At 59.2% G+C, this 21,669-nt stretch carries 21 protein-coding genes; 11 read left to right on the top strand and 10 right to left on the bottom strand.

What is annotated here, in order from left to right:
* Positions 1 to 3: 3 nt before the first annotated feature.
* On the bottom strand, positions 4 to 696 hold the full coding sequence (locus tag JAB1_RS12030) for a gluconate 2-dehydrogenase subunit 3 family protein (RefSeq protein ID WP_070258739.1): 693 nt from the start codon (positions 694 to 696) through the stop codon (positions 4 to 6).
* A gap of 251 nt (positions 697 to 947) precedes the next feature.
* Here JAB1_RS12030 and JAB1_RS12035 point away from each other — a divergent pair, with 251 nt between their 5' ends.
* Entirely contained in the window at positions 948 to 1,490 is a 543-nt protein-coding gene (locus JAB1_RS12035) for a TetR/AcrR family transcriptional regulator (RefSeq protein WP_217494295.1), read from the top strand.
* A 53-nt stretch (positions 1,491 to 1,543) separates the two neighbouring features.
* Complete coding sequence (locus JAB1_RS12040) at positions 1,544 to 2,470, top strand: aldo/keto reductase (RefSeq protein WP_034781323.1); 927 nt, start codon at positions 1,544 to 1,546, stop codon at positions 2,468 to 2,470.
* Positions 2,471 to 2,473: 3 nt separating this feature from the next.
* Here the strand turns inward: JAB1_RS12040 and pssA are convergent, their stop codons facing one another.
* The gene (gene pssA, locus JAB1_RS12045) at positions 2,474 to 3,214 is read right to left on the bottom strand and encodes a CDP-diacylglycerol--serine O-phosphatidyltransferase (protein ID WP_225243950.1); all 741 of its coding nucleotides are present in this window, start codon (positions 3,212 to 3,214) and stop codon (positions 2,474 to 2,476) included.
* 268 nt (positions 3,215 to 3,482) lie between these two features.
* On the opposite strand from pssA, the gene JAB1_RS12050 reads away from it, so the two are divergent.
* Together JAB1_RS12050 and JAB1_RS12055 are read left to right on the top strand one after the other, a co-directional pair.
* A complete protein-coding gene (locus JAB1_RS12050; RefSeq protein ID WP_343215990.1) occupies positions 3,483 to 4,433 on the top strand; it encodes a CAP domain-containing protein in 951 nt (316 codons plus the stop codon).
* Between the two features lie 105 nt (positions 4,434 to 4,538).
* Positions 4,539 to 5,174: an Hpt domain-containing protein gene (locus JAB1_RS12055; protein ID WP_034781319.1), complete on the top strand. Its 636-nt coding sequence runs from the start codon at positions 4,539 to 4,541 to the stop codon at positions 5,172 to 5,174.
* A gap of 9 nt (positions 5,175 to 5,183) precedes the next feature.
* On the opposite strand, the gene JAB1_RS12060 is transcribed toward JAB1_RS12055, so the two are convergent.
* The gene (locus tag JAB1_RS12060; RefSeq protein ID WP_034781317.1) at positions 5,184 to 5,381 is read right to left on the bottom strand and encodes a hypothetical protein; all 198 of its coding nucleotides are present in this window, start codon (positions 5,379 to 5,381) and stop codon (positions 5,184 to 5,186) included.
* A gap of 179 nt (positions 5,382 to 5,560) precedes the next feature.
* Between JAB1_RS12060 and JAB1_RS12065 the strand changes: the two genes are divergently transcribed.
* A complete protein-coding gene (locus tag JAB1_RS12065) occupies positions 5,561 to 7,258 on the top strand; it encodes a M1 family metallopeptidase (RefSeq protein WP_070280087.1) in 1,698 nt (565 codons plus the stop codon).
* A gap of 23 nt (positions 7,259 to 7,281) precedes the next feature.
* Here the strand turns inward: JAB1_RS12065 and JAB1_RS12070 are convergent, their stop codons facing one another.
* The 6 genes from JAB1_RS12070 to rpmH all read right to left on the bottom strand — a co-directional run bounded on the left by JAB1_RS12070 (position 7,282) and on the right by rpmH (position 11,750).
* Entirely contained in the window at positions 7,282 to 7,581 is a 300-nt protein-coding gene (locus JAB1_RS12070; protein WP_070280088.1) for a hypothetical protein, read from the bottom strand.
* 9 nt (positions 7,582 to 7,590) lie between these two features.
* Positions 7,591 to 8,970: a tRNA uridine-5-carboxymethylaminomethyl(34) synthesis GTPase MnmE gene (gene mnmE, locus JAB1_RS12075; protein ID WP_070280089.1), complete on the bottom strand. Its 1,380-nt coding sequence runs from the start codon at positions 8,968 to 8,970 to the stop codon at positions 7,591 to 7,593.
* A 185-nt stretch (positions 8,971 to 9,155) separates the two neighbouring features.
* Positions 9,156 to 10,886: a membrane protein insertase YidC gene (gene yidC / locus JAB1_RS12080; RefSeq protein WP_070258727.1), complete on the bottom strand. Its 1,731-nt coding sequence runs from the start codon at positions 10,884 to 10,886 to the stop codon at positions 9,156 to 9,158.
* An 11-nt stretch (positions 10,887 to 10,897) separates the two neighbouring features.
* On the bottom strand, positions 10,898 to 11,158 hold the full coding sequence (yidD, locus tag JAB1_RS12085) for a membrane protein insertion efficiency factor YidD (protein WP_034754335.1): 261 nt from the start codon (positions 11,156 to 11,158) through the stop codon (positions 10,898 to 10,900).
* Positions 11,155 to 11,592: a ribonuclease P protein component gene (gene rnpA, locus JAB1_RS12090; protein ID WP_071653349.1), complete on the bottom strand. Its 438-nt coding sequence runs from the start codon at positions 11,590 to 11,592 to the stop codon at positions 11,155 to 11,157. The genes yidD and rnpA overlap by 4 nt, the downstream gene beginning before the upstream one ends.
* Before the next feature lie 23 nt (positions 11,593 to 11,615).
* Complete coding sequence (rpmH, locus tag JAB1_RS28760; RefSeq protein WP_010401996.1) at positions 11,616 to 11,750, bottom strand: 50S ribosomal protein L34; 135 nt, start codon at positions 11,748 to 11,750, stop codon at positions 11,616 to 11,618.
* A 513-nt stretch (positions 11,751 to 12,263) separates the two neighbouring features.
* Between rpmH and dnaA the strand changes: the two genes are divergently transcribed.
* The 6 genes from dnaA (at position 12,264) to JAB1_RS12120 (ending at position 20,567) form a co-directional block, all read left to right on the top strand.
* A complete protein-coding gene (dnaA, locus tag JAB1_RS12095) occupies positions 12,264 to 13,658 on the top strand; it encodes a chromosomal replication initiator protein DnaA (RefSeq protein ID WP_034781304.1) in 1,395 nt (464 codons plus the stop codon).
* Between the two features lie 150 nt (positions 13,659 to 13,808).
* On the top strand, positions 13,809 to 14,915 hold the full coding sequence (gene dnaN, locus JAB1_RS12100; protein ID WP_034754341.1) for a DNA polymerase III subunit beta: 1,107 nt from the start codon (positions 13,809 to 13,811) through the stop codon (positions 14,913 to 14,915).
* 153 nt (positions 14,916 to 15,068) lie between these two features.
* Complete coding sequence (gyrB, locus tag JAB1_RS12105) at positions 15,069 to 17,567, top strand: DNA topoisomerase (ATP-hydrolyzing) subunit B (protein WP_070280090.1); 2,499 nt, start codon at positions 15,069 to 15,071, stop codon at positions 17,565 to 17,567.
* A gap of 605 nt (positions 17,568 to 18,172) precedes the next feature.
* Positions 18,173 to 19,219: an adenosine deaminase gene (locus tag JAB1_RS12110; protein ID WP_254672069.1), complete on the top strand. Its 1,047-nt coding sequence runs from the start codon at positions 18,173 to 18,175 to the stop codon at positions 19,217 to 19,219.
* Positions 19,216 to 19,776, top strand: a complete 561-nt coding sequence (locus JAB1_RS12115) for a non-canonical purine NTP pyrophosphatase (RefSeq protein ID WP_070280091.1) — start codon at positions 19,216 to 19,218, stop codon at positions 19,774 to 19,776. The genes JAB1_RS12110 and JAB1_RS12115 overlap by 4 nt, the downstream gene beginning before the upstream one ends.
* The gene (locus tag JAB1_RS12120) at positions 19,773 to 20,567 is read left to right on the top strand and encodes an SIR2 family protein (RefSeq protein WP_070280092.1); all 795 of its coding nucleotides are present in this window, start codon (positions 19,773 to 19,775) and stop codon (positions 20,565 to 20,567) included. The genes JAB1_RS12115 and JAB1_RS12120 overlap by 4 nt, the downstream gene beginning before the upstream one ends.
* Before the next feature lie 304 nt (positions 20,568 to 20,871).
* Here JAB1_RS12120 and JAB1_RS29550 read toward each other — a convergent pair whose 3' ends face one another.
* Positions 20,872 to 21,486 (bottom strand): hypothetical protein, encoded by a 615-nt coding sequence (locus JAB1_RS29550; RefSeq protein WP_139144533.1) that lies wholly within the window; start codon positions 21,484 to 21,486, stop codon positions 20,872 to 20,874.
* Positions 21,487 to 21,669 lie beyond the last annotated feature (183 nt).

A 21,669-nucleotide genomic window follows, 5' to 3' on the forward strand; every position in this document is an offset into this window, starting at 1 on the left:
GTCTTATGCGATAGAAACAGGGGGTAGCGGGTATTTCTTGCCATACTGCTCCACCCAATCCATGTAATCGGCGCGCGCGCCGGGGAAACCCACCATCTTCCAGGCCAGCATGTCCTTGTTGCCGCCGTGGACGGGGTCGCAAAAGTAGCCTTCGCGCGTGTTTTGCAGCAACTGGTTGAAGAAGACCTTGGCCGGCACTGCGCCGATGTCCAGGCTTCCCTTTTGCAATTGCGTGATGACGGCATCGCGCTCGGCCGCGTTCAGCTGCACGAAAGGCTTGCCGGACTGTTTATTGACGGCTGCATTGACGCCGGCCAGGGCGCTCTTGTACAGCTCGCGCGGCGCCATGTGGAACTGGTAGCCGAACTGTTCGATCGAGGGCACGAACGGCCCCTGCATGTACCACAGCGCGCCATACGCGTACGGCGTGTTCATCTGCAAGTCGATGAATTCATGCGCGCCCGACTCCAGCGCGCCCGGCCCTTCGCCATCGGCCGGGATCAGCCGGTCGACCAGTGCGCACAATGTGGCCCATTCGGTGGCGTCGAAAAAGCGCGGTTTGTAGGCAGGCTGGTCCTTGGAGACGGCCATGGCCAGGCCGCCACCGGCGCCGGCCAGCAAGGCCACGGCAGGCGCGGCGCCGACGGCCTTGCGCAGGAAGTTACGCCGGTGGGGCGAAATCCCGATGATTTTCATAGGTTTTCCTCAGGCGGCACGAGCCGCCACAGTGATGGATGTGGGAGTCAGAAAGAAAATGCGGGCAAGCGCCGCTGAGATTGCAGATTTCACGTAGAGATGACTGGAGTATCGCGGCGCGCTGCTTCAACCTGCCGGTTAATTGACCAACATGATTGACAAGCAGTTGCTTTGCATTTACGGTGCGCATCGTACCATAATTAAAAGAAACATTCAGAGACAGGTTCGACGTGATTAAAAAAGAGGCAGCGGTGCGTGGCCGCCCGCGCAAGGCGGGCGTGGAAGATGCGGTACTGGAAGCCATCGTCATGCTGGTGCGCCAGCATGGGCTCGACGCCGTGACGATACAGATGGTGGCCGACGTGGCTGGCGTGGGGCGTCAGACGATCTACCGGCGCTGGCCGCGCCGCGAAGACATGCTGCTTGACGCGCTCGTCAAGCGCACGGCGGAAAAGCTGCAGCGCGCGCTCGACATGCCGGACGGCCAGGAAATCGAGGCGATCTGCGCGCGTATCTTCGACAACCTGAACGCCGATGGCCGCTTCACCTGCGATCTCCTGGTGCTGATCCACAATGATGCGGCGGCGCAGCTGCGCTTTCGCGAGCAGATCGTCGCGCCGTGGATCACCCTGGTGGTGCAGCGCCTGGTCAACATCGGCGTGCGCGCCGACCTCGACCTGCGCCTGTTTGCCTTCATGCTGCAATCAGCGCTGGTGTACCAGATGCAACTGGGCGGCCAGCTCGACTCTTCCCTGCAGGAACGTTGCTGCCGCTTTATCCGCAGCATGCTGTAGCACTGGATATAATCGGGGCATCACCTTCTTCGCCACCATCAGAAAGCCAGCCCATGAGCCATGTATTTCCCGCCAGCCTGCAAGCGCCGCGCAGCCGTTTAAGCAGCAACGGTCCCGAACTGTCGCGCATCGTCGCCGGCATGTGGCGCATCGGCGAGTGGAATATGTCGGCGCAGCAGCGCCTGGCCTTCATCGAGCAATGCCTGGCGCTGGGCGTGACCAGTTTCGACCATGCCGATATCTATGGCGATTACAGCGCCGAAGGCCTGTTCGGCGAAGCGCTGGCCCTGCAGCCGGGCTTGCGCGACAAGATGGAACTGGTCAGCAAATGCGGCATCAAGCTGCTGTCGCCGCACCGGCCCGGCCACGCCATCCAGCATTACGACACGAGCGCGGCGCACATCACCAGTTCCGTGGAACACACCTTGCGCCAGTTGCACACGGACCGCCTGGACTTGCTGCTGATCCATCGTCCCGACCCCCTGATGGATTTTGACGAGATCGCAGGCGCCTTCACCCAGCTGCAGCAGGCGGGCAAGGTCTTGCACTTTGGCGTGTCGAATTTCAGCCGCCACCAGTTCGAGTGCCTGCACCGGCGCTTCCCGCTGGTGACGAACCAGGTGGAATTTTCGCCGCTGCACGTGACACCGCTGTTCGATGAAACCTTCGACGGCTTGCAGGATGTGGGGGTGGCGCCGATGATCTGGTCGCCGCTGGCCGGTGGCCGCCTGTTCCAGGGCGGCGACGCGAATGTGGAGAATTTGCGCAATGTCATCAAGCAGATCGCCGACCAGCTGCAGCGTCCATTTGCCAGCGTGGTGTTTGCCTGGATCATGCAACTGCCATGCCGTCCCCTGCCGCTGACGGGCACGGGCCGCATCGAAGCCGTGGGCGTGGCCGTGGAAGGCACGCAGTTCACACTCAGCCGCAGCGACTGGTTCGCCATCCTGCGTGCCGCGCGCGGGCACGAGGTGGCTTAGAATTTAATCGATCTCGTCGGGGTCGTTGAATACTTGCGGCAGCGCAATACCGCGCCAGCCCAGGTACCACGCCAGGTTGAGCAGCAGGGTGGCGGCGATGTAGACGGCGAAGAACAGCGCAAAGAAGCTGGTCTTCAGCCACACCAGCAGGGCGATGGCGACGATCAGCACCAGCAGCGCGGCCAGGCTTTTCTTTTGCTTGGAGCTGGGGAAGCGCAAGGTCGACACCATCAGGCTACCCACGCCCACCAGCAGCAGCATCAGCAGATAGCTGTGCAGCATGGAATCGATGGGCGCCGGCCACGCCACCACCACGGCCGCCACGCAAGCGGCCCCAGCCGTGATCGGCATGCCGACGAAATACAGGGGATCGGTACGCCCCACGTTCACATTGAAACGCGCCAGGCGCATGGCGCCGCACGCGACAAAGAAGAAGCTGGCCATGCCGCCAAAGCGCAGCAGCAGCGGATCGTGCACGCCCATCTGCACAAAACCATAGCAGTACAACAGGACGGCCGGGGCGCAGCCGAAATTCATCACGTCGGCGATGGAATCGAGCTGCACGCCAAACTGCGAACTGGTGTTCGTCAGGCGCGCGACATAGCCGTCGAGCGCATCGAACACGCCGGCCAGCACCAGCAAGGCGGCGGCCAGGCGGTAGGCATCCGCGTCGCCGACAGTCGCGTTATCGACGGAAATGACGATGCTGGCAAAACCGCAGGCTATCGAAAGCAAAGTCACCATGCTGGGCAAGGCGTACTTGGCGCGCTGCAGGCGCGACTTGGGCAATGTGTTCAAATTTGTGGGCAATCAAAGAAATCGGTAATGAGGCTACGCAGCGGCAAACGCTGCACTATGCTCATTCTACCCTGCGCAGCTGCGGCACCGTCCGCGCACGAGCGCGCGACATATCTTGTCATGGATGCTCTACGGCATATAAAAATGCCTTAGAATCGTTTTACAGGGCAGCATGTTGGCTTACCGCTGTCCGCCTACCTATACAGGAGTCAACTTGATTGTCTCGTCACTGCGTTGGAAATACTGGATACCCGCCCTGCTGAGCGCAGCCCTGCTGAGCGCCTGTGGCGGCGGCGATAGCGGCGACAAGACGTCGCTGAGCACCTCGACCCCGGCCGGGCAGCTGACACAGGAGCCCGGTGCTCCCGTCCTCAGCAACAATATTGCCACCGATGGCTTCAACTGGTTCAACTACCGGCGCAGCCAGATCGGCCTGTCGCCAATGGTGCGCAATGGCTTGATCGACAGCGCGGCCCTGGGCCATTCCAACTACTTGAATCTCAACAATACAGTGGCGCACGAGCAAGTGCAGGGCAAGCCCGGCTTTACCGGCGTCAAACTGGGCGACCGCCTGGCCAAGGCCGGCTACGTCGTCACGTCGCTGCAGGGCGAAGTCATCGCCGGCGCCAGCAACACGTCCGGCTTTTACCTGGCAGAGGAACTGGTCACGGCCATTTATCACCGCTTCGTCATTTTCGAGCCCCTCTTCAAGGAAGGGGGCGCGGGCGCGGCCGTCAGTGGCGCCGGCTATGCGTATTTCACCACCGACCTGGCCGGTAACCGCAGCTATGGCTCCGGGCTGGCAGCAGGGAAAATCGTCACCTACCCATTCGGCGGCCAGCAAAAGGTAGCCGTCAGTTTTTCCAGCGATAACGAAGCACCCGATCCCGTGCCGAACCAGGACGTGGTCGGCTACCCGATCAGCGTGCATGCCAACTACGGCACGACCGTCAGCGTGACCACGTTCAGCGTGCGCCAGCGCGGTGCCGCCGCGGACTTGACGGTGCGCCTGCTCACCAGCGGCAATGATGCACATACGCCAGTCTCGGCCGCGTCCATCATCCCGCTGGCGCCGCTGCTGGCGAACACGGCCTATGACGTGAGTTTCATCGGCAAAGTCAATGGTACGGACGTCACGCAGAGCTGGTCATTCACGACACGCTAGCGATTTTGCCGACTGCCAAGCGGGCGCAGCGTCGGGTACGACTGGATGTAGAATAGCTGTTCCTGCTTTACGGCAATTGACAAGTTTTCGGGCGCTCTGCACAGCATGCTGAAACCACACGCCACTTGCGATGATGATGCCGCCGTTGCGGCATCCGACATGGTCCGCATTCTCGATGTCGAGAACGGACTGGGCCGCATCATGGGCGACCGCATCCTGTACCTGAAAATCCTGCGCCGCTTCCTGCATGACCACGGCACCACGCCGTGCCAGATCCGCGCCGAATTCGACACGGGCAACTATGCCTCCGCGCGCCTGAAGGCGCATACCTTGAAGGGCGCCGCCGGCATGATCGGTGCGCGCCACGTGCATGGCCTGGCCGAAACGCTGGAGTCGGCACTGCGTGCGCAAGCGCCCGACCTGGCCCGGCAAATGCTGCAGCTGGAACTGGCGCAAGATCAATTGCTGGGCGCGGTCAGCAGCATGCTGGGCACGCCGGAGGCAACCCACACGGCGGCGCAGGACGTGGCGCCCGATCCGGCCGCGCCCGCCATCCAGCTGCTGCTGGCGCGCCTGGCCAGCCATCTGCGCGAAGGCGACGGGGCGGCCATCGACATCCTGGAAAACTCGGCCAGCCTGCTGGCGGCCAGCCTGGGCGTCAACGTCTACCAAGAAGTGGCAGCCGCCGCGCACGAGTTCGATTTCGACGGCGCGCTGGCGGCACTGCTGCGGCGCCGCTAGTTTCCACGCTCAACGGTGGTATTGCGCCTCTTCCGCGTAAGCCATGCCGCAACTCTTGCCGCAAAAGCGGCGCACGGCGTCGAGCGGCTTGTCGCAGTACCAGCACGCGCCTTTTGGCGGCAAGGTAGCGATCAATTCCGGCATGGCGGGCAATGCCGCCAGCACCTCTCCCTCGCGTTCCACGACGTCCGGCTGTTTGCTGTCCATGGCGCTTCCTTTCCTCGCGGCACTTCAAGGCCGCTCAGCAAGATTACGTCAGCACAGTTTGAAGCCCATGACATTTCTCAACGGCGGCCACGCTTGCCCCATCGGCACTTTGAAATTTCCAAACGACAACGTTGCCACTTCACACTACAATCAGTGTTCCGTTCACTTGCGCGCTCGCCATGAAACACATCCCTCTGCTGCTCTCCTGCCTGCTGCTCAGCGCCTGCGCCACGCGCGCGCCCACTGTCTACACCCTCAATTCGGGCGCCGAACGCACGCCGGAGCAATTGGCGGTGGTGTTCGAACACGCCGACCTGACCTTGCGCATCGACCCGGCCAGCCGCAGCATCGCCGGCGACGCGCGCCTGACCTTCCTGGCCACGCAGCCGATCTCGCTTTTCTCGCTGGACCTGGACCGCAACCTGCCGGTCGATGCCATCGAAATCGACGGCAAGCCGCTGCGGCCGCAAGACTATGCCAACCCGGACGGGCGCCTGAGCATGACCTTGCCGGCCACCCTCGCGGCAGGCGCGCGCACCACCATCCGCATCGTCTACCATGGCGTGCCGCACGTCGCCGTGAAAGCGCCGTGGGATGGCGGCATGGTGTGGTCGAGCACGGCCGATGGCGCGCCGTGGATCGCCAGCGCCGTGCAGGGCGAGGGCTGCGACCTGTTCTGGCCCTGCATCGACCATCCAATGGGCAAGGCCCAGCTGATCGACCAGCATATCCAGGTACCGGCGCCGCTGGTGGCGGCCGGCAACGGCATCGCGCTTGGCATGGATGAGGCCGACGGCTGGCGCACCTGGCACTGGCGCGCCAAACACCCGAGCACGTATGGCATCGCCCTCAACGTGGCGCCCTACCGCAGCCTGCAGGGCGAGTATGCGAGCCGCTACGGCAACCGCATCCCCCTGCAGTTCTGGTACTTGCCGGAAAGCGAAGCCAAGGCAGGCGCCCTGTTCGCAGAATTGCCGCCCATGCTAGATTTTTTTGAAAGCGTCATCGGCCCCTACCCGTTTGGCGATGAGAAAGTCGGTATCGCCGAAACGCCGCACAAGGGCATGGAACACCAGACCATCAATGCCTATGGCAACAAATTCGCCAAGACCAGCTATGGCTACGATGAGCTGCTGCAACATGAATTCGCCCATGAATGGTTCGGCAACCAGCTCACCAACAGCAACTGGGACGACATGTGGCTGCACGAAGGTTTCGGCACGTATATGCAGCCGCTGTACATGCAGTATCTGCGGGGAGAACAGGAGTATTTTGCTTCGTTGCAGCAAATGCGCGCCGGCATCGTCAACAAGGCTCCCATGGTCTCGGGCAAGCCGAAAAGCGAGGAAGAAGTCTACGACCTGAAGAAGGGCGGGCCGGGCGGCGACATCTATGTGAAAGGGGCGCTGGTGCTGCACACCTTGCGCGGCCTGATCGGCGACGACGCGTTCTTCCGCGCCGTGCGCCTGCTCGTCTACGGCACGGAACAGCCGCAGCCGGGCCAGTTCCAGCCGCGCTATGGCAGCACGACGGAGTTCATGGCCATCGTCAACAAAGTCACGGGCAGCAATTACGACTGGTTCTTCCAGGCCTATCTGTACCAGGCCGCGCTGCCGGAACTGTCCGCCGTGCGTGACGGCGACACCCTGCGCCTGCTATGGAAGACACCTGCCGACATCGCATTCCCGATGCCGGTGGAAGTGCGTATCGGCAAGGAAATCCATACCGTTTCCATGTCGCTGGGCTTTGGCGAACTGCCCCTGCCGGCTGGCGCCACGTACACGCTCGACCCGCACTCGCGCGTGCTGCGCCGCGCAGAGCATATCGAAACGTTCCAGGAATTCAAGGAGGAGCAGGCCAAGCACAAGAAGAGCTGAGCTGCCACAAGTCAGGGCAGCCGCTATTTCCGGAAACTGCGCACCGCGTCATTGGCATTATCGGCAATGATTTTTTGCAGCGTCGGCTGCCCTGCATACTTGGCGGACAGCCGTTTCCACTGCCGCTGCGCCTTCCCGCACGAGTCGGCCACGGCTTGCGTGATCTCGCGCTGACGCGCCTTGTCGTTGTCATCCCATTCGCCGGCAAAATGCTCGCACATTTGCGCATGCTCAATGAACTGCGCCACGTCGCGCGGCAGCTTTTCCTCTGCTTGAGCCAGCAAGAGCAGACAGCACAGTGCGGCAGCGATCAACATTTTCATCGCTTCCCCTTACTTGCCGATACAGAAACGGCTGAAGATCACGCCCAGCAGATCGTCAGGCGAAAACTCGCCCGTGATGCTCGACAACTGCACCTGCGCCAGGCGCAGTTCTTCGGCGAACAGGTCCAGCGACTGGTCGTCCTGCGCCGCGTGCTCGGCGGCGATGTCCAGATGCTTGCCGGCCGATTTCAAGGCGATCAAATGGCGTTCGCGCGCCAGGTACAGCGATTCGCCCGTCTGCTGCCAGCCGGCGATGCGCAAGAGCTCGGCGCGCAAGAGGTCAATGCCGATGTGCTCGTGCGCCGACAGATACACGTGCGTGGCGTCAGGCAGGTTGTCGACGCTGGGCTTGTGGCCCGACAGGTCGATCTTGTTCCACACGCGCACCACGGGCACCCCTTCGGGGAAGGCGGCAACGATGGTTTCATCGGCCAGGGTGGGGCCATGGTCGGCATCCAACAGGTGCAGGATCACGTCGGCCTTGCCGATCTCTCCCCACGTGCGTTCGATGCCGATGCGCTCGACGGCGTCGATGGTGTCGCCCGCGCTGCGGATGCCGGCCGTATCGATGATGTTGAGCGGAATGCCCTCGATCTGGATGGTTTCGCTGACCTTGTCGCGCGTGGTGCCGGCGATCGGCGTAACGATCGCCACGTCGGCGCCAGCCAGCGCGTTCAGCAGCGACGACTTGCCCACGTTGGGCTGGCCCGCCAGCACGACATTGAGGCCTTCGCGCAGCAGCGCGCCCTGCGCCGCCTGCGCAAACACTTTATTCAGCGCTTCGATGACGGCCTTCAATTGACCGCGCGCATTCGATTTTTCCAGGAAATCGATTTCTTCTTCCGGGAAGTCCAGGGTCGCCTCGACCAGCATGCGCAATCCCGTCACCTGCTCCACCAGCGCGTGGATGGTGTTGGAAAACGCGCCCGACAGCGATTGCGAGGCGGACTTGGCGGCCGCCTCCGTGGAGGCATCGATCAGGTCGGCCACGGCTTCGGCTTGCGCCAGATCAAGCTTGTCATTCAAAAACGCGCGGCGCGTGAATTCGCCCGGTTCGGCCAGGCGCAAGCCGCTGTCACGGCCCGCTTCCAGCACGCGCGCCAGCAGCAGCTGCAGCACCACGGGGCCGCCATGGCCCTGCAATTCCAGCACGTCTTCGCCCGTGTACGAATGCGGACCCTTGAAGTGGATGGCGATGCCCTGGTCGATGATGGCGCCGTCGCTTTCCGTGAATGGCAGATAGGTGGCGTGGCGCGGTTTCAGTTGCTGCGCGCCGAATAGGGCGGCCATCAAAGGGGCGAGATTTTTGCCGGAGGCGCGTACCACGCCGATGCCGCCGCGTCCGGGAGCGGTGGCGATGGCGGCGATAGGGGAAGAGTCGAGTTTCATGGGGATATTGTAATAGGTACGGCAAGGGAAGGTGCAGCAACGTAGGTCGGCTTAGCGCGCAGCGCGTAAGCCGACGCAGCACACGCTGGCGATAGTGTCGGATTACGCGTGGCCTTGCCACGCTAATCCGACCTACAAGAATTAAAAAGCCCGCACTAGGCGGGCTTTCTGTTCGCTGGCCGGACTTACTTGACGGCAGGCGCGTATTTCTTGGTGATCACCCATTGCTGGCCGATCGACAGGACGTTGTTGACGACCCAGTAGAGTACCAAACCCGACGGGAAGAAGAAGAACATCACCGAGAATGCCAGTGGCATGAACAGCATCATCTTCGCTTGCATCGGATCGGCCGGAGCCGGGTTCAGCTTGGTCGTGATGAACATCGAGATCGCGTACAGCACGGGCAGGATGCACCATGGGTCATGCTGGGCCAGGTCGGTGATCCAGCCGATCCATGGCGCGCCGCGGATTTCCACGGACGCGTTCAAGACCCAGTACAGGGCGATAAAGACGGGCATCTGGATCAAAATCGGCAGGCAGCCGCCCAGCGGATTGATCTTTTCCGTCTTGTACAGCTCCATCGTGGCCTGGTTCATCTTTTGTGGATCGCCCTTGAAGCGTTCGCGGATGGCTTGCATCTTCGGCGTGACCAGTTTCATCTTGGCCATGCTGCGGTAGCCGGCGGCCGACAGCGGGAAGAACAGCAGCTTGATCAGGATCGTGAAGGCGATGATGGTCCATCCCCAGTTGCCCAGCACGCTGTGGATCTGTTCCATGACCCAGAACATCGGCTTGGCGATGATGGTCAGCCAGCCATAGTCCTTGACCAGTTCCAGGCCAGGCGAGACGTTTTCCAGCAGGTGCGCGATTTGCGGACCCGAGTACAGCTTGCTGTCCATGCTGGCCGAGGCGCCTGGCGCCAGGGTAGGCAGGGGCAGCACGTTGCCGATGGCGTACAGGTTGGGGCCGACCTTCTTCGTGAAGATGTCGCGCTTGGCGTTCTCAGGCGGAACGAAAGCGGACACGAAGAAGTGTTGCGAAATCGCAAACCAGCCGCCATTCGCCGTCGCCGGGTGCAAGCCCTTCATGGCATTGTCGTTGCCCTTCTTCTCGTCTTCTGCGGCCGCTTTTTCGATTTTCTCGAACGTCAGCTTCTGGTACTTGTCCTGTGGCGTGTACAGGGTAGGACCGGTGAAGCTGCTGTTGAAGAACGAGTCGCCGACCGGCTTGTTGCCGTCATGCGTCAGTTGCAGATACAGCTGCGGCGTGACAGGCGCCGCGCCCACGTTGGACACGTCGTGGCGCACGTCGATGACGTAGTCGCCGCGCTTGAAGGTAAACGTCTTGGTCAGCTTGACGCCGCCTTCGACCGCTTCCATCACCAGTTGGATCTGCTTGCCGTCGGCCAGGGTACGTACGCCAGGCTGCACGGTGAAGCCGCTCGCGTGGGTAGGGAACGGACCGCCGACCAGGCCCGATTGCGCCAGGTAAGTGTGGTTCGCGCCTTCGTCGAACAGCACTTCGTTTTGCTTGCCGTCGTCAGGCTGGCACCATTTGAACAGGCCGAAGCAACCGCCAAACCAGCCCGGATTGCCCGCGCCCTTGAATTTCAGCAATTCCAGACGCTTGACCTGGCCGCCCAGGGTGTCGATATCGACCTTGATGACGTCGGTGGTGATGGTAATCACTTCGCGCTTGAACGCGGCGGGATCGACAGCCTCGCCCGGCAGGGCAGGCACGCCTGCCGCAGCTGGCAGGGCAGCCGTCTTGGCAGGGGTCGCAGGCGCCTTGGCGGTTTGTTCCGTGTTCGCGGAGAACATCGACGGCTTGCCGTTCGAGATCATCCATTCGTTCCAGAGAATTACCAGCGAGACGGAAAACACGATCCACAGGATGGTACGTTTATTGATATCCATTAGGGTATTTGTCAGGAGTGGTTGCAACCGCAAGCGGTCGTTGAAGATTGTTTGCCATCGGCCGGCGGCACCGGGTCGACGCCCCCTTCATTCCAGGGGTGGCAACGGCACAGGCGCTTGGCAGCCAGCAGGCTGCCCTTGGCCGTGCCGTGCACGCGCAGCGCTTCCATCGCGTAATGCGAACAGCTCGGATAGAAACGGCAATTCTGTCCCAGCATGGGGCTGATCAGCAACTGATAAGCGCGCAGCAGGAACAGCAGCAGGGTTTTCATGGCGCGGATGGTGGTGGCGCAGCAACAGAACGGGCCTGGGCGGCGATTTGCGCCGCGAACAGGCGGCTCAATTCCTCACGCAGCTCGGCTTTGAGCCGGGTCGTGGTGGCCGGGCCATCCTTGCTGTTGACGGCGCGCGACAAACGCACCACGCAATCGACCGGCGGCATCGCGCTGTTGCGAAACAGCTCGCGCGTGACGCGCTTGATCGTGTTGCGGGTCGCCGCGCGCGGCGCGAAACGCTTGGCCACAACGACGCCCAGCCGCGCATGCGGCAATTGATTGTGTCGGGTGTACAGCACAAAATGCGCTGTTTTTTGCGAAGGGCGCAAACGAAAAACGGATGAAAATTCATCCGTTTTAACGATACGCCGAACGCGCGCGAAGTCGTGTGAACCTTCGCGTTGATTGCCGACTGGAGTACAGCTAGCCACGCGATCAGCTGTCAACGACAAGCCTAGACGGCCAGACGTTTGCGGCCCTTTGCGCGACGTGCGTTGAGCACATCACGGCCACCACGGGTAGCCATACGAGCGCGGAAGCCGTGCGTACGCTTGCGGCGAACGACGGAAGGTTGGTAAGTACGTTTCATGTTGGTCTCGCTAAAAACAAAAAAAATGCAAAATCGGGTCTGACGTCCCGTCAGTTTTTGGTGCCAATGACAATCGCGCACTTATGCCAAGGCACAAGCTGGCCAATCTCATCGCCCGCTTAATCCACGCTTAGTCCATATTGTCGTTCCAAATGAATAAACACGGAATACGGGCGGGGAACCCTGAATTATTCAGCATATGCCCCCCTCTTGTCAAGGATTGCCGTGATCGCCTGGAAATTTGCGCGCCGCCCCCGATCTGCCGGCAAGGCCCCGCCACAGGCCGCGCCAGCACTGCCTGTAACGGGATAACCGGGGGATAAGTCGCCTCTTATGCACACGGCGCCCCACCCCGCCACACAAAAATAACAGCCGTGCCTGTGGATAACTTTCGCAGTCGGGAGTAGAATAGCGCGTTACGTGTGGCGAGCCCTCGCGCGACGCCGGCCTTGCAACACGGTGAACGCAGGGCAGAATCGATACGCCCTCCCACACCTTTTCACATAGACATACATGGATAATTTCTGGCAGGCCTGTTCCGCGCAGTTGGAACTGGAGCTGACACCGCAACAATTCAGTGCGTGGATCAAACCGCTTATCCCTCTCGATTACGAAGAGGGCAAGCTGCGCATTGCTGCGCCCAATCGCTTCAAGCTCGATTGGGTCAAGACCCAGTTCGCCAGCCGCATCACTGCCCTGGCCATTCAGTACTTCGAAGCGCCGACGGAAGTGCAGTTCGTGCTCGACCCGCGCCTGGCCCTGCCGAAGAAACCCGTCACCGCCAGCACCCCGGCCAGCGATCCGAATGGCGGCGCGCCCAGCGCGCGCGCCGCGGAGCCGCAGCCCAGCGTGCCGGAACTGAGCATTGGCGCGGCGCCGCGCCGCGAGCAGAGCCGCATCAACACCGACCTGACCTTCGACAGCTTCGTGACGGGTAAAGCCAACCAGCTGGCGCGCGCCGCCGCCATCCAGGTGGCGAACAATCCGGGCGTGTCGTACAACCCGCTGTTCTTCTACGGCGGCGTCGGCCTGGGTAAGACCCACTTGATCCACGCCATCGGCAACCAGGTGATGGCCGACAATCCGGGCGCGAAGATCCGCTACATCCACGCGGAACAGTACGTTCGCGACGTAGTGACCGCTTACCAGCGCAAGGGTTTCGACGACTTCAAGCATTACTATCACTCGCTCGACATGCTGCTGATCGATGATATCCAGTTCTTTGGCGGCAAGAGCCGCACGCAGGAAGAGTTTTTCTATGCGTTCGAGGCATTAATTGCCGCAAAGAAACAGATCATCATCACCTCGGATACCTATCCGAAGGAAATCACGGGCATGGACGACCGCCTGATCTCGCGCTTCGACTCGGGCCTGACAGTGGCCATCGAACCGCCGGAACTGGAAATGCGCGTGGCGATTCTGCTGAAAAAAGCCAAGCAGGAAGGCGTGACTTTCTCTGACGACGTGGCCTTCTTTGTCGCCAAGCACTTGCGCTCGAACGTGCGCGAGCTGGAAGGCGCGCTGCGCAAAATTTTGGCGTATTCGCGTTTCCATGGCAAAGACATCACCATCGATATCGTCAAGGAAGCCTTGAAGGACTTGCTGTCGGTGCAGAACCGCCAGATTTCCGTGGAAAACATCCAGAAAACGGTGGCAGACTTCTTCAATATCAAGGTTGCCGACATGTATTCGAAGCGCCGGCCCGCGAATATCGCCCGGCCGCGCCAGATCGCCATGTACCTGGCCAAGGAATTGACACAGAAGAGCCTGCCGGAAATCGGCGAGCTGTTCGGCGGCCGCGACCACACCACGGTGCTGCATGCCGTGCGCAAGATCGCGCTGGACCGTACCAAGAACCCGGAATGCAACCACGAGTTGCATGTGCTGGAGCAAACGTTGAAGGGCTAAGCACGGCTTTGGCAAGACTGGCTCAAAACGTGCTTTACCCTTATTATCTGGGAGGGCACCGCAGCCGGTCTGTCGGGGCTTCCCATGGCAACAATTGTTAAATTAATACGTTAAACGTCGTACTGTTCAACCTATACATTGAGGATAAATATGCAATTGGTCAAAACCACCCGAGATACCCTTCTCCGGCCACTGCAGATCGTGAGCGGTATTGTCGAGCGTCGGCACACTATGCCGATTCTGGCCAATATCCTCATCCGCAAAGACGGTGAAAATGTCTCCTTCCTGTCGACCGACACCGAAGTGCAGATCACCACGCACGCGGAAATCGGTTCCGGCGCGGATGTCACCGGCACCACCGTGGCCGCGCGCAAGCTGCTGGACATCCTGCGCGCCCTGCCCGAATCGGGCGACGTCACGATGACCCTGCTGAACAAGCGCCTGACCGTGCAAACGGGCAAGTCGCGCTTCGCCCTGCAAACCCTGGCGGCGGAAGAGTTTCCGACCGTGCAACAGGCGGAAAGCTACAACGCGTCCGTCACCCTGCCCCAGAAAACGCTGAAGCACCTGTTCAACATGGTGCATTTCTCGATGGCGCAGCAAGACATCCGCTACTACCTGAACGGCTTGCTGCTGGTTCTGGATGGCAATAATGTCATCGCCGTGGCCACCGACGGCCACCGCCTGGCGTTTTGCCAGGTCGCCACCGAGCAGACGTTCGCGCGCCAGGAAGTGATTATTCCGCGCAAGACCATCATCGAGCTGCAGCGCCTGCTGGAAGAGAACGATGAGCCGGTGCAGCTGGACATCGCCGCCAACCAGGTGAAACTGACCTTTGCCGACATCGAGCTAATCTCGAAGCTGGTGGAAGGCAAGTTCCCCGACTACACGCGCGTGATTCCAAAAGGCTACAAAAACGACTTCACCATCGGCCGCGATGAATTGCTGCGCTCGCTGCAACGTGCCGCCATCATGACCAGCGACAAGTTCAAGGGCGTGCGCTGCATCATCACCCCGGGCAGCATGAAGATCAGCTCGACCAATGCGGACCAGGAAGAAGCCGTCGAAGAGCTGGAAATCGACTACGGCGGCGACTCCGTCGACATCGGCTTCAACGTGACGTATCTGCTGGACGTGCTGAACAACCTGAAATGCGAATACGTCAACATCGCGCTGGGCGACTCGAACTCGTCCGCCCTGATCTCCATCCCGGACAATGCCGACTTCAAGTATGTCGTCATGCCGATGCGCATCTAAAGACCACAGCAGTGACGTAGGTCGGATTAGCGCAGCGTAATCCGACATGCTGAATCGCCGTCTGTCGGGTTACGCCGTTCCGGCCAACCCGACAGACGGTCATCAGCCAGCAGCCCCGAATCAATCAGCAATCGTTATTTGAGAAAGCAGTCCATGTCCGAGAATCCACAAGACACCCCGATCCAGGCCAAAACGGAAGAATACGGCGCCGCCTCCATCCAGATCCTGGAAGGCCTGGAAGCCGTACGCAAACGCCCGGGCATGTACATTGGCGACACCTCGGACGGCACCGGCTTGCACCATCTGGTATTCGAAGTACTGGACAACTCGATCGACGAATCGCTGGCCGGCCACTGCACGGAAATCCACGTCACCATCCACAGCGACAACTCGATCTCGATCACCGATAATGGCCGCGGCGTGCCGACCGGCCTGAAAATGGACGACAAGCACGATCCGAAGCGTTCGGCGGCGGAAATCGTCATGACCGAGCTGCACGCGGGCGGCAAGTTCGACCAGAACTCGTACAAAGTCTCGGGCGGTTTGCATGGCGTGGGCGTGTCTTGCGTGAATGGCCTGTCGAAACTGCTGAAACTGACCATCCGCCGCGACGGCAAAGTGCATCACATGGAATTCGTGCGCGGCGTGCCGCAAGACCGCCAGATCGTCATGGTCGGCGACATCGCCACCTCGCCGATCAAGGTCATCGGCGACACGGACAAGCGCGGCACGGACGTGCATTTCTGGGCCGATGAAGAGATTTTCACGCACGTGGAATTCCACTACGAAATCCTGGCCAAGCGCATCCGCGAACTGTCCTTCCTGAACAATGGCGTCAACATCAAGTTGTCCGACCAGCGCACGGGCAAGGAAGAAATCTTCGCCTTCGAAGGCGGCACGCGCGGCTTCGTCGAATACATCAACAAGGCCAAATCGGTCTTGCACCCGACCATTTTCCAAGCCACGGGCGAACGCCTGTCGGACCAGGGCACGAACATCTCGGTCGACGTGTCGATGCAGTGGAACGATGCCTACAACGAACAGGTGCTGTGCTTCACGAACAACATCCCGCAGCGCGACGGCGGTACCCACCTGACGGGCTTGCGCGCGGCCATGACGCGCGTGATCAACAAATACATCGATGAACACGAGTTCGCCAAGAAGGCGAAAGTGGAAATCAGCGGCGACGACATGCGCGAAGGCCTGACCTGCGTCTTGTCGGTGAAAGTGCCGGAACCGAAATTCTCGTCGCAGACGAAAGACAAGCTGGTGTCGAGCGAAGTGCGCGGTCCCGTCGAAGAGATCGTCGCCAAGACCCTGGCCGACTACCTGCAGGAAAAACCGAACGACGCCAAGATCATTTGCGGCAAGATCGTCGAAGCGGCGCGCGCGCGCGAAGCGGCCCGCAAGGCCCGCGACTTGACGCGCCGCAAAGGCATCATGGATGGCCTGGGCCTGTCGGCCAAGCTGGCCGACTGCCAGGAAAAAGACCCCGCCCTGTGCGAACTGTACATCGTCGAGGGTGACTCGGCAGGTGGCTCGGCAAAACAAGGGCGCGACCGCAAGTTCCAGGCGATCCTGCCGCTGCGCGGTAAAGTCTTGAACGTGGAAAAAGCCCGTTTCGAGAAAATGCTGTCGTCGGAGCAGATCACCACCCTGATCGCCACGCTCGGCACATCGATCGGACCGGACGAATTCAACGTCGAGAAACTGCGCTACCACCGCATCATCATCATGACCGATGCGGACGTCGACGGCGCCCACATCCGCACCCTGCTGCTGACCCTGTTCTACCGCCAGATGCCGCAACTGGTCGAGCGCGGCCACATCTACATCGCGCAACCACCGCTGTACAAGGTGAAATCGGGCCGCGACGAGCGCTACCTGAAAGATGACGCCGAAGAAGCGAGCTACATGATGACGGTAGCGCTGAACACGGCCGTGCTGGTGCCGCGCACAGGCGCGGAAGGCATTTCCGGCGAAACCCTGACGGAACTGGTGCGCAAGTTCAACCTGTCGAACACCATCATGACCCGTCTGACGCGCGTCATCGACCGCGCCGCCCTGACAGCCATCATGACGGGCGTGCAGCTGGACCTGTCGACCCTGGACCTGGCGGAAACCTCCGCCCTGGCCCTGCAGACGGCCATCAACGACAGCGCCGTGCGCGTGCACGTGCGTTCCGACGACTTGTCGGAAAAACACATGCTGCGCATCGAGCGCATGCACCACGGCAACGTGAAAGTCAGCGCCATCGACGCCGACTTCGTGCAAGGCCCCGACTACGCCGTACTGAGCAGCGGCGCCGCCACCTTCGAAGGCTTGATCGGCGAAGGCGCATTCGTGCGCCGCGGCGAAGGCGAGCGCATCAAGGAAATCGCCGTGGTCGACTTCCACCAGGCCATGCAATGGCTGCGCGACGAAGCCGAACGCACCGTCTCGAAACAGCGCTACAAAGGTCTGGGCGAAATGAACCCGGACCAGCTGTGGGAAACGACGATGGACCCGACCGTGCGCCGCTTGTTGAAGGTACAGATCGAAGACGCCATTGCCGCGGATCAGATCTTCACGACCTTGATGGGCGACGACGTGGAACCACGCCGCGCCTTCATCGAAAATAATGCGTTGCGTGCGGGGAATATTGACGTGTAAGCCAACGTCTCTGTAGGATCTCAAAATAATTGAAATAAATCTCAATATTTGAAATGATGGCGGCCCTGACAAAGGGCCGCTTTTTATTTGACGCCATAAGCAAAATTCAATTTGAGAAGTTGGCTTTGGCCACGCCCCCAAAAGAAAAGTCGGCTCCTCAAATTGCCTATCCGGGCAAATAAACGGAAAAATCTAGCGCTGCGCCACAACGTCGCAATGCAAAGGCCCCCGCGTTGGCCCATCTCAGGTTGGGTTGATGTGTACTAGAACAGCACTTGGGAGATAACAATCACCTGATGCACGTGTCTTGATTAACGTAGTTGGGGCTTGGGTCTCAAGCAATCTGCATGATGCGGCAGAATTTACATCCAAAAAAATTTACCGATTGCAGTAGTAGAACTGTTCGTAACTAGGCCGATGACCGTCAGGGCTCTGGTACGCCCTCAGTTGCTCTCAGCAGCCAAGGGAACTTCAACGAAAGCCGTGCTAGCCATACCGTGAGCTGCTGTTGCCCACAATTCCATAGGGGAATGTTATAATCTTGACACCTTCAAAAATACTCAAGAATAGGCGAAGTGTTAGGCCGGACTAGAAAGGAACCACGATTGGATCAGCAGCAACTTGATCTGCCAGGGATGCTGAACAATGCCAGCACCGGCGAGGTCGAAGCCGGAAGTGGGCTCGAGGCGGAAGTTCTGGATCGTGGCGAACTGCATGTACACATAAACGGCGCGATCCCGGCAGCGACGATTCGAGAAATCTTTGTCGACGAAGGGACACTACTGCCAGCTGGCTTTGATTTTGAGCGTGACTTGGTTCGCACAACACCGTGCCAGTCCCTCGCGGAATACCTGACTCCGTGGCAGGTCCTTCGCCTATTTCCCAAGAAACCCGAAAACCTTGATCGCATCACGCTCTCGGTCGCTGCCAGCTTAGCGGAAAACAACGTACGATTTGTTGAATTACGCAGCAGTGTGCTGTATCTATCAACGCTTCACAAGTGCTCCCCAGCACAGGCGCTAGAACGCTTGATTATATCAACCCGGGAAGCCTCGGACCGGCACGGTATCCGTAGCGGTTTAATTCTCACCGTGACACGCGGCGACTACAGCGTGGTCAACCTGTCTACCCTTTTGCTGGCCTACCAAGACTTGGGACGGCCGACCGACGTGGTTGGACTTGACTTAGCCGGGGATGAGGAAATGGCGTATCCGGCGGAACTGCCATCGCGCTTTAGAGATGCCAAAGACCGTTTCGGGCTTGGAGTGACGATCCATGCAGGTGAAACCGGCCGCGTTGGCAATGTGCGGGACGCCGTGGAGCTATTTGGAGCTGATCGCATTGGCCACGGGACCGCCGCTCCCCAAGACCCCGAACTGCTGGAGCTCCTTTCTGCTAGAGGGATATGCGTTGAGGTTTGTCCGATCAGCAACCGCCTCACCGGCGCAGTTCCTCCGAACGAAGCGCATCCGCTGCAACAGTTCCGGCAATTTGGAGTTCCATTTGTCATTTGTTCGGATAATCCCGCCATCCATATGCGTAATCTTGCCGACGACCAGCGTGCAGCGATGGCCGAAGGCCTGTCAATGAACGATATTCGGCAGCAATACGACACCGCTAAGCGCTATTCCTTTATAAAGGGCTTACTTTGAAACTGCGATTCCTGTCTGGTAACAAGCACAAGATCACCGAAGTGCAGCGTATTTTCACGCCCGTAGGGGTGGACATCGTACCGGTGTCGATGAAAATTGAAGAGCTCCAGACCGAAGACGTCGAGAGCTTAGTGCGTGACAAGCTGATCAAGGCGTTTGAGGCCATTGGACGCCCGCTGTTCGTCGAGCACACTGGCCTGTACTTAAGTGGCCTGAACGGGCTTCCTGCAGGTTTGACGCAAATCTTCTGGGACAGGCTACAGGCAGATCGATTTGCTGACCTGGTTGCAGGCCTCGGCGATGCCAAGATGACGGCTAAGACGATCCTCGGTTATTGCGATGGGCGCCAAATCCATATCTTCGAAGGTTCGATCGATGGAACTGTGCCGCGTAAGCCTGCGGGGCCCACTGATTTCCAATGGGATTGTGTCTTCGTCCCGGACGGGAGCATGCAGACGTTCGCTGAGATGGGGGCGAAGAAAGATGACATCTCCATGCGCCGTAAAGCTCTTGATCTCTTCGCGGCACATCTCAAAACTACTAGGAGCACAAGATGAATGACGAACTGTTTGATGCACACCGGACGGGAAAGCTGATGCTATTTGTGGGTGCTGGAGTGTCTGCCAATCTTGGCCTACCCAATTGGGGGGCCTTGATATCACACGTCGCGGAGGAGCTTGGCTATGACTCGAGGATTTTTTCCACTTACGGCTCTCCTCTCGCCTTGGCAGAATTCTACAAAAAGAAAAAGGGGGGGCTCGGTTCGTTGCGCAGTTGGATGGACCGTGAATGGCATAAACCAACAACGGATATCTCCAAGTCCGAGATCCACCGCTTGATCACCGAGGGTAATTTCTCCCGCATCTACACCACCAATTACGATCGTTGGCTGGAATACGCACACGATAAGTTTGGCGTAGAGTACGACAAGATTGCCCGGGTGGCAGATCTTGCAACCACCACCAATAATCGCCGACAGATCATCAAATTCCATGGTGACTTCGACGCCGACGATTCCCTCGTCCTTGACGAGACCAGCTACTTCCAGCGCTTGGACTTCGAAACGCCGTTGGACATCAAGTTGCGTAACGATGTATTGGGTAGCTCGGTTCTCTTCATCGGCTATAGCCTCACCGACCTAAACATCCGCTTACTGTTCTATCGGCTGACCGAAATGTGGGGGCGCACTACCCTTTCGTCCGCGAGACCCAAATCCTACATCTTTACGAATCGCCCCAATCCCGTGGCCCAGGAAGTCCTGAGCCATTGGGGAATCCAGATGATCGTCTCCGAAGAAGATGATCCCAAGAAAGCGTTGACCGATTTTCTTCAGGAACTGGTAACCTGAGTTTGTATGTCTGGTGAATAGCGCGAGGAAAGGCTAAGGAAGCGCTGATTTAATCGGTTTTCGGCCCAAATGCGGGTTGCAAGTCCTTGATTTTTCAGAGAGTGGATTTTCAGAAAACGAATAAATCAACACTTCCCTAACAATTTTATCAAGCGGACGTCTAACAACCACGATGTTGATTTACTGAGATGGACTCGACACCGATCGAATCGGATCAAACTAACGTTTCGTCCAATTTATGCGTGGAGGTCTGCCATGAATATCGATATACTGTCAGTAAAGACAGAGATCTTAAGCTCGCGATCTAAGGTAAATTGATATTTTGCGACGATCTAAGTGTCGTCAGATAAACTGCTTCGAACGCCCCTCTATAGAAGTTCAATCCGAGCGCAGCGATAGCAACAGGATGTTCATCCTCGATTATATTACCTAAGTGCCGGCGCGGCGGTTCGTACCAAGTGCCACGGCAGCAAATTCGCTGAAGTTTTGGATCCGCGCATCCGGACTTTGCTGTCCAATCAAGTCCAATATCATAGCTATCTAGATCAATAACTAAAGTTTGCTCCTCCACGGATATCTTGACATTATTTAGATTGAACGGTCGACCAAATCGATCAGAAATAGAGATGAACTTATCCGACTCCACACTAGATGCTACCGCATGTGTTTCTGCGTTACGTGCTTGCTTTAAATATTGCAGTAAAGGATCAGCGCGACGCAATTTCGAGTTCGCAGATAGCCAAGACTGTGCTTCCTTTCCGGGAACAACCCGAATTGCTCGTTCTGCCCGCTCCCAGGCGCGCTCAATTCGAAATAAATATATTTCCCAAGCAGATTTTAGATCTTCAAGATTCGTTGTGGATGCCATCTCCTCGATAGCTGAGGCAGCCTCTCGAAGGTCGCGGTTTGTTTCTGACATAAATAGTAGACCTTAGACTCTAGTTTGGGGATCAAAAGATGTGCTCCGAGGGAGCAATATCTTGTATTTTTTTGTTCCCAAATTCTCTTTAATAGCTTACCGCCCCCCCCTCATCAAACATAAGAGCATTTACAACTCCTTGCCCCCATCCTATTCCGCCAATAGATTTTTTCGTTGCGGCAG

Origin of the sequence: Janthinobacterium sp. MP5059B (assembly GCF_001758645.1) — a bacterium.
In the GTDB taxonomy this organism is placed as follows: domain Bacteria; phylum Pseudomonadota; class Gammaproteobacteria; order Burkholderiales; family Burkholderiaceae_D; genus Janthinobacterium; species Janthinobacterium lividum.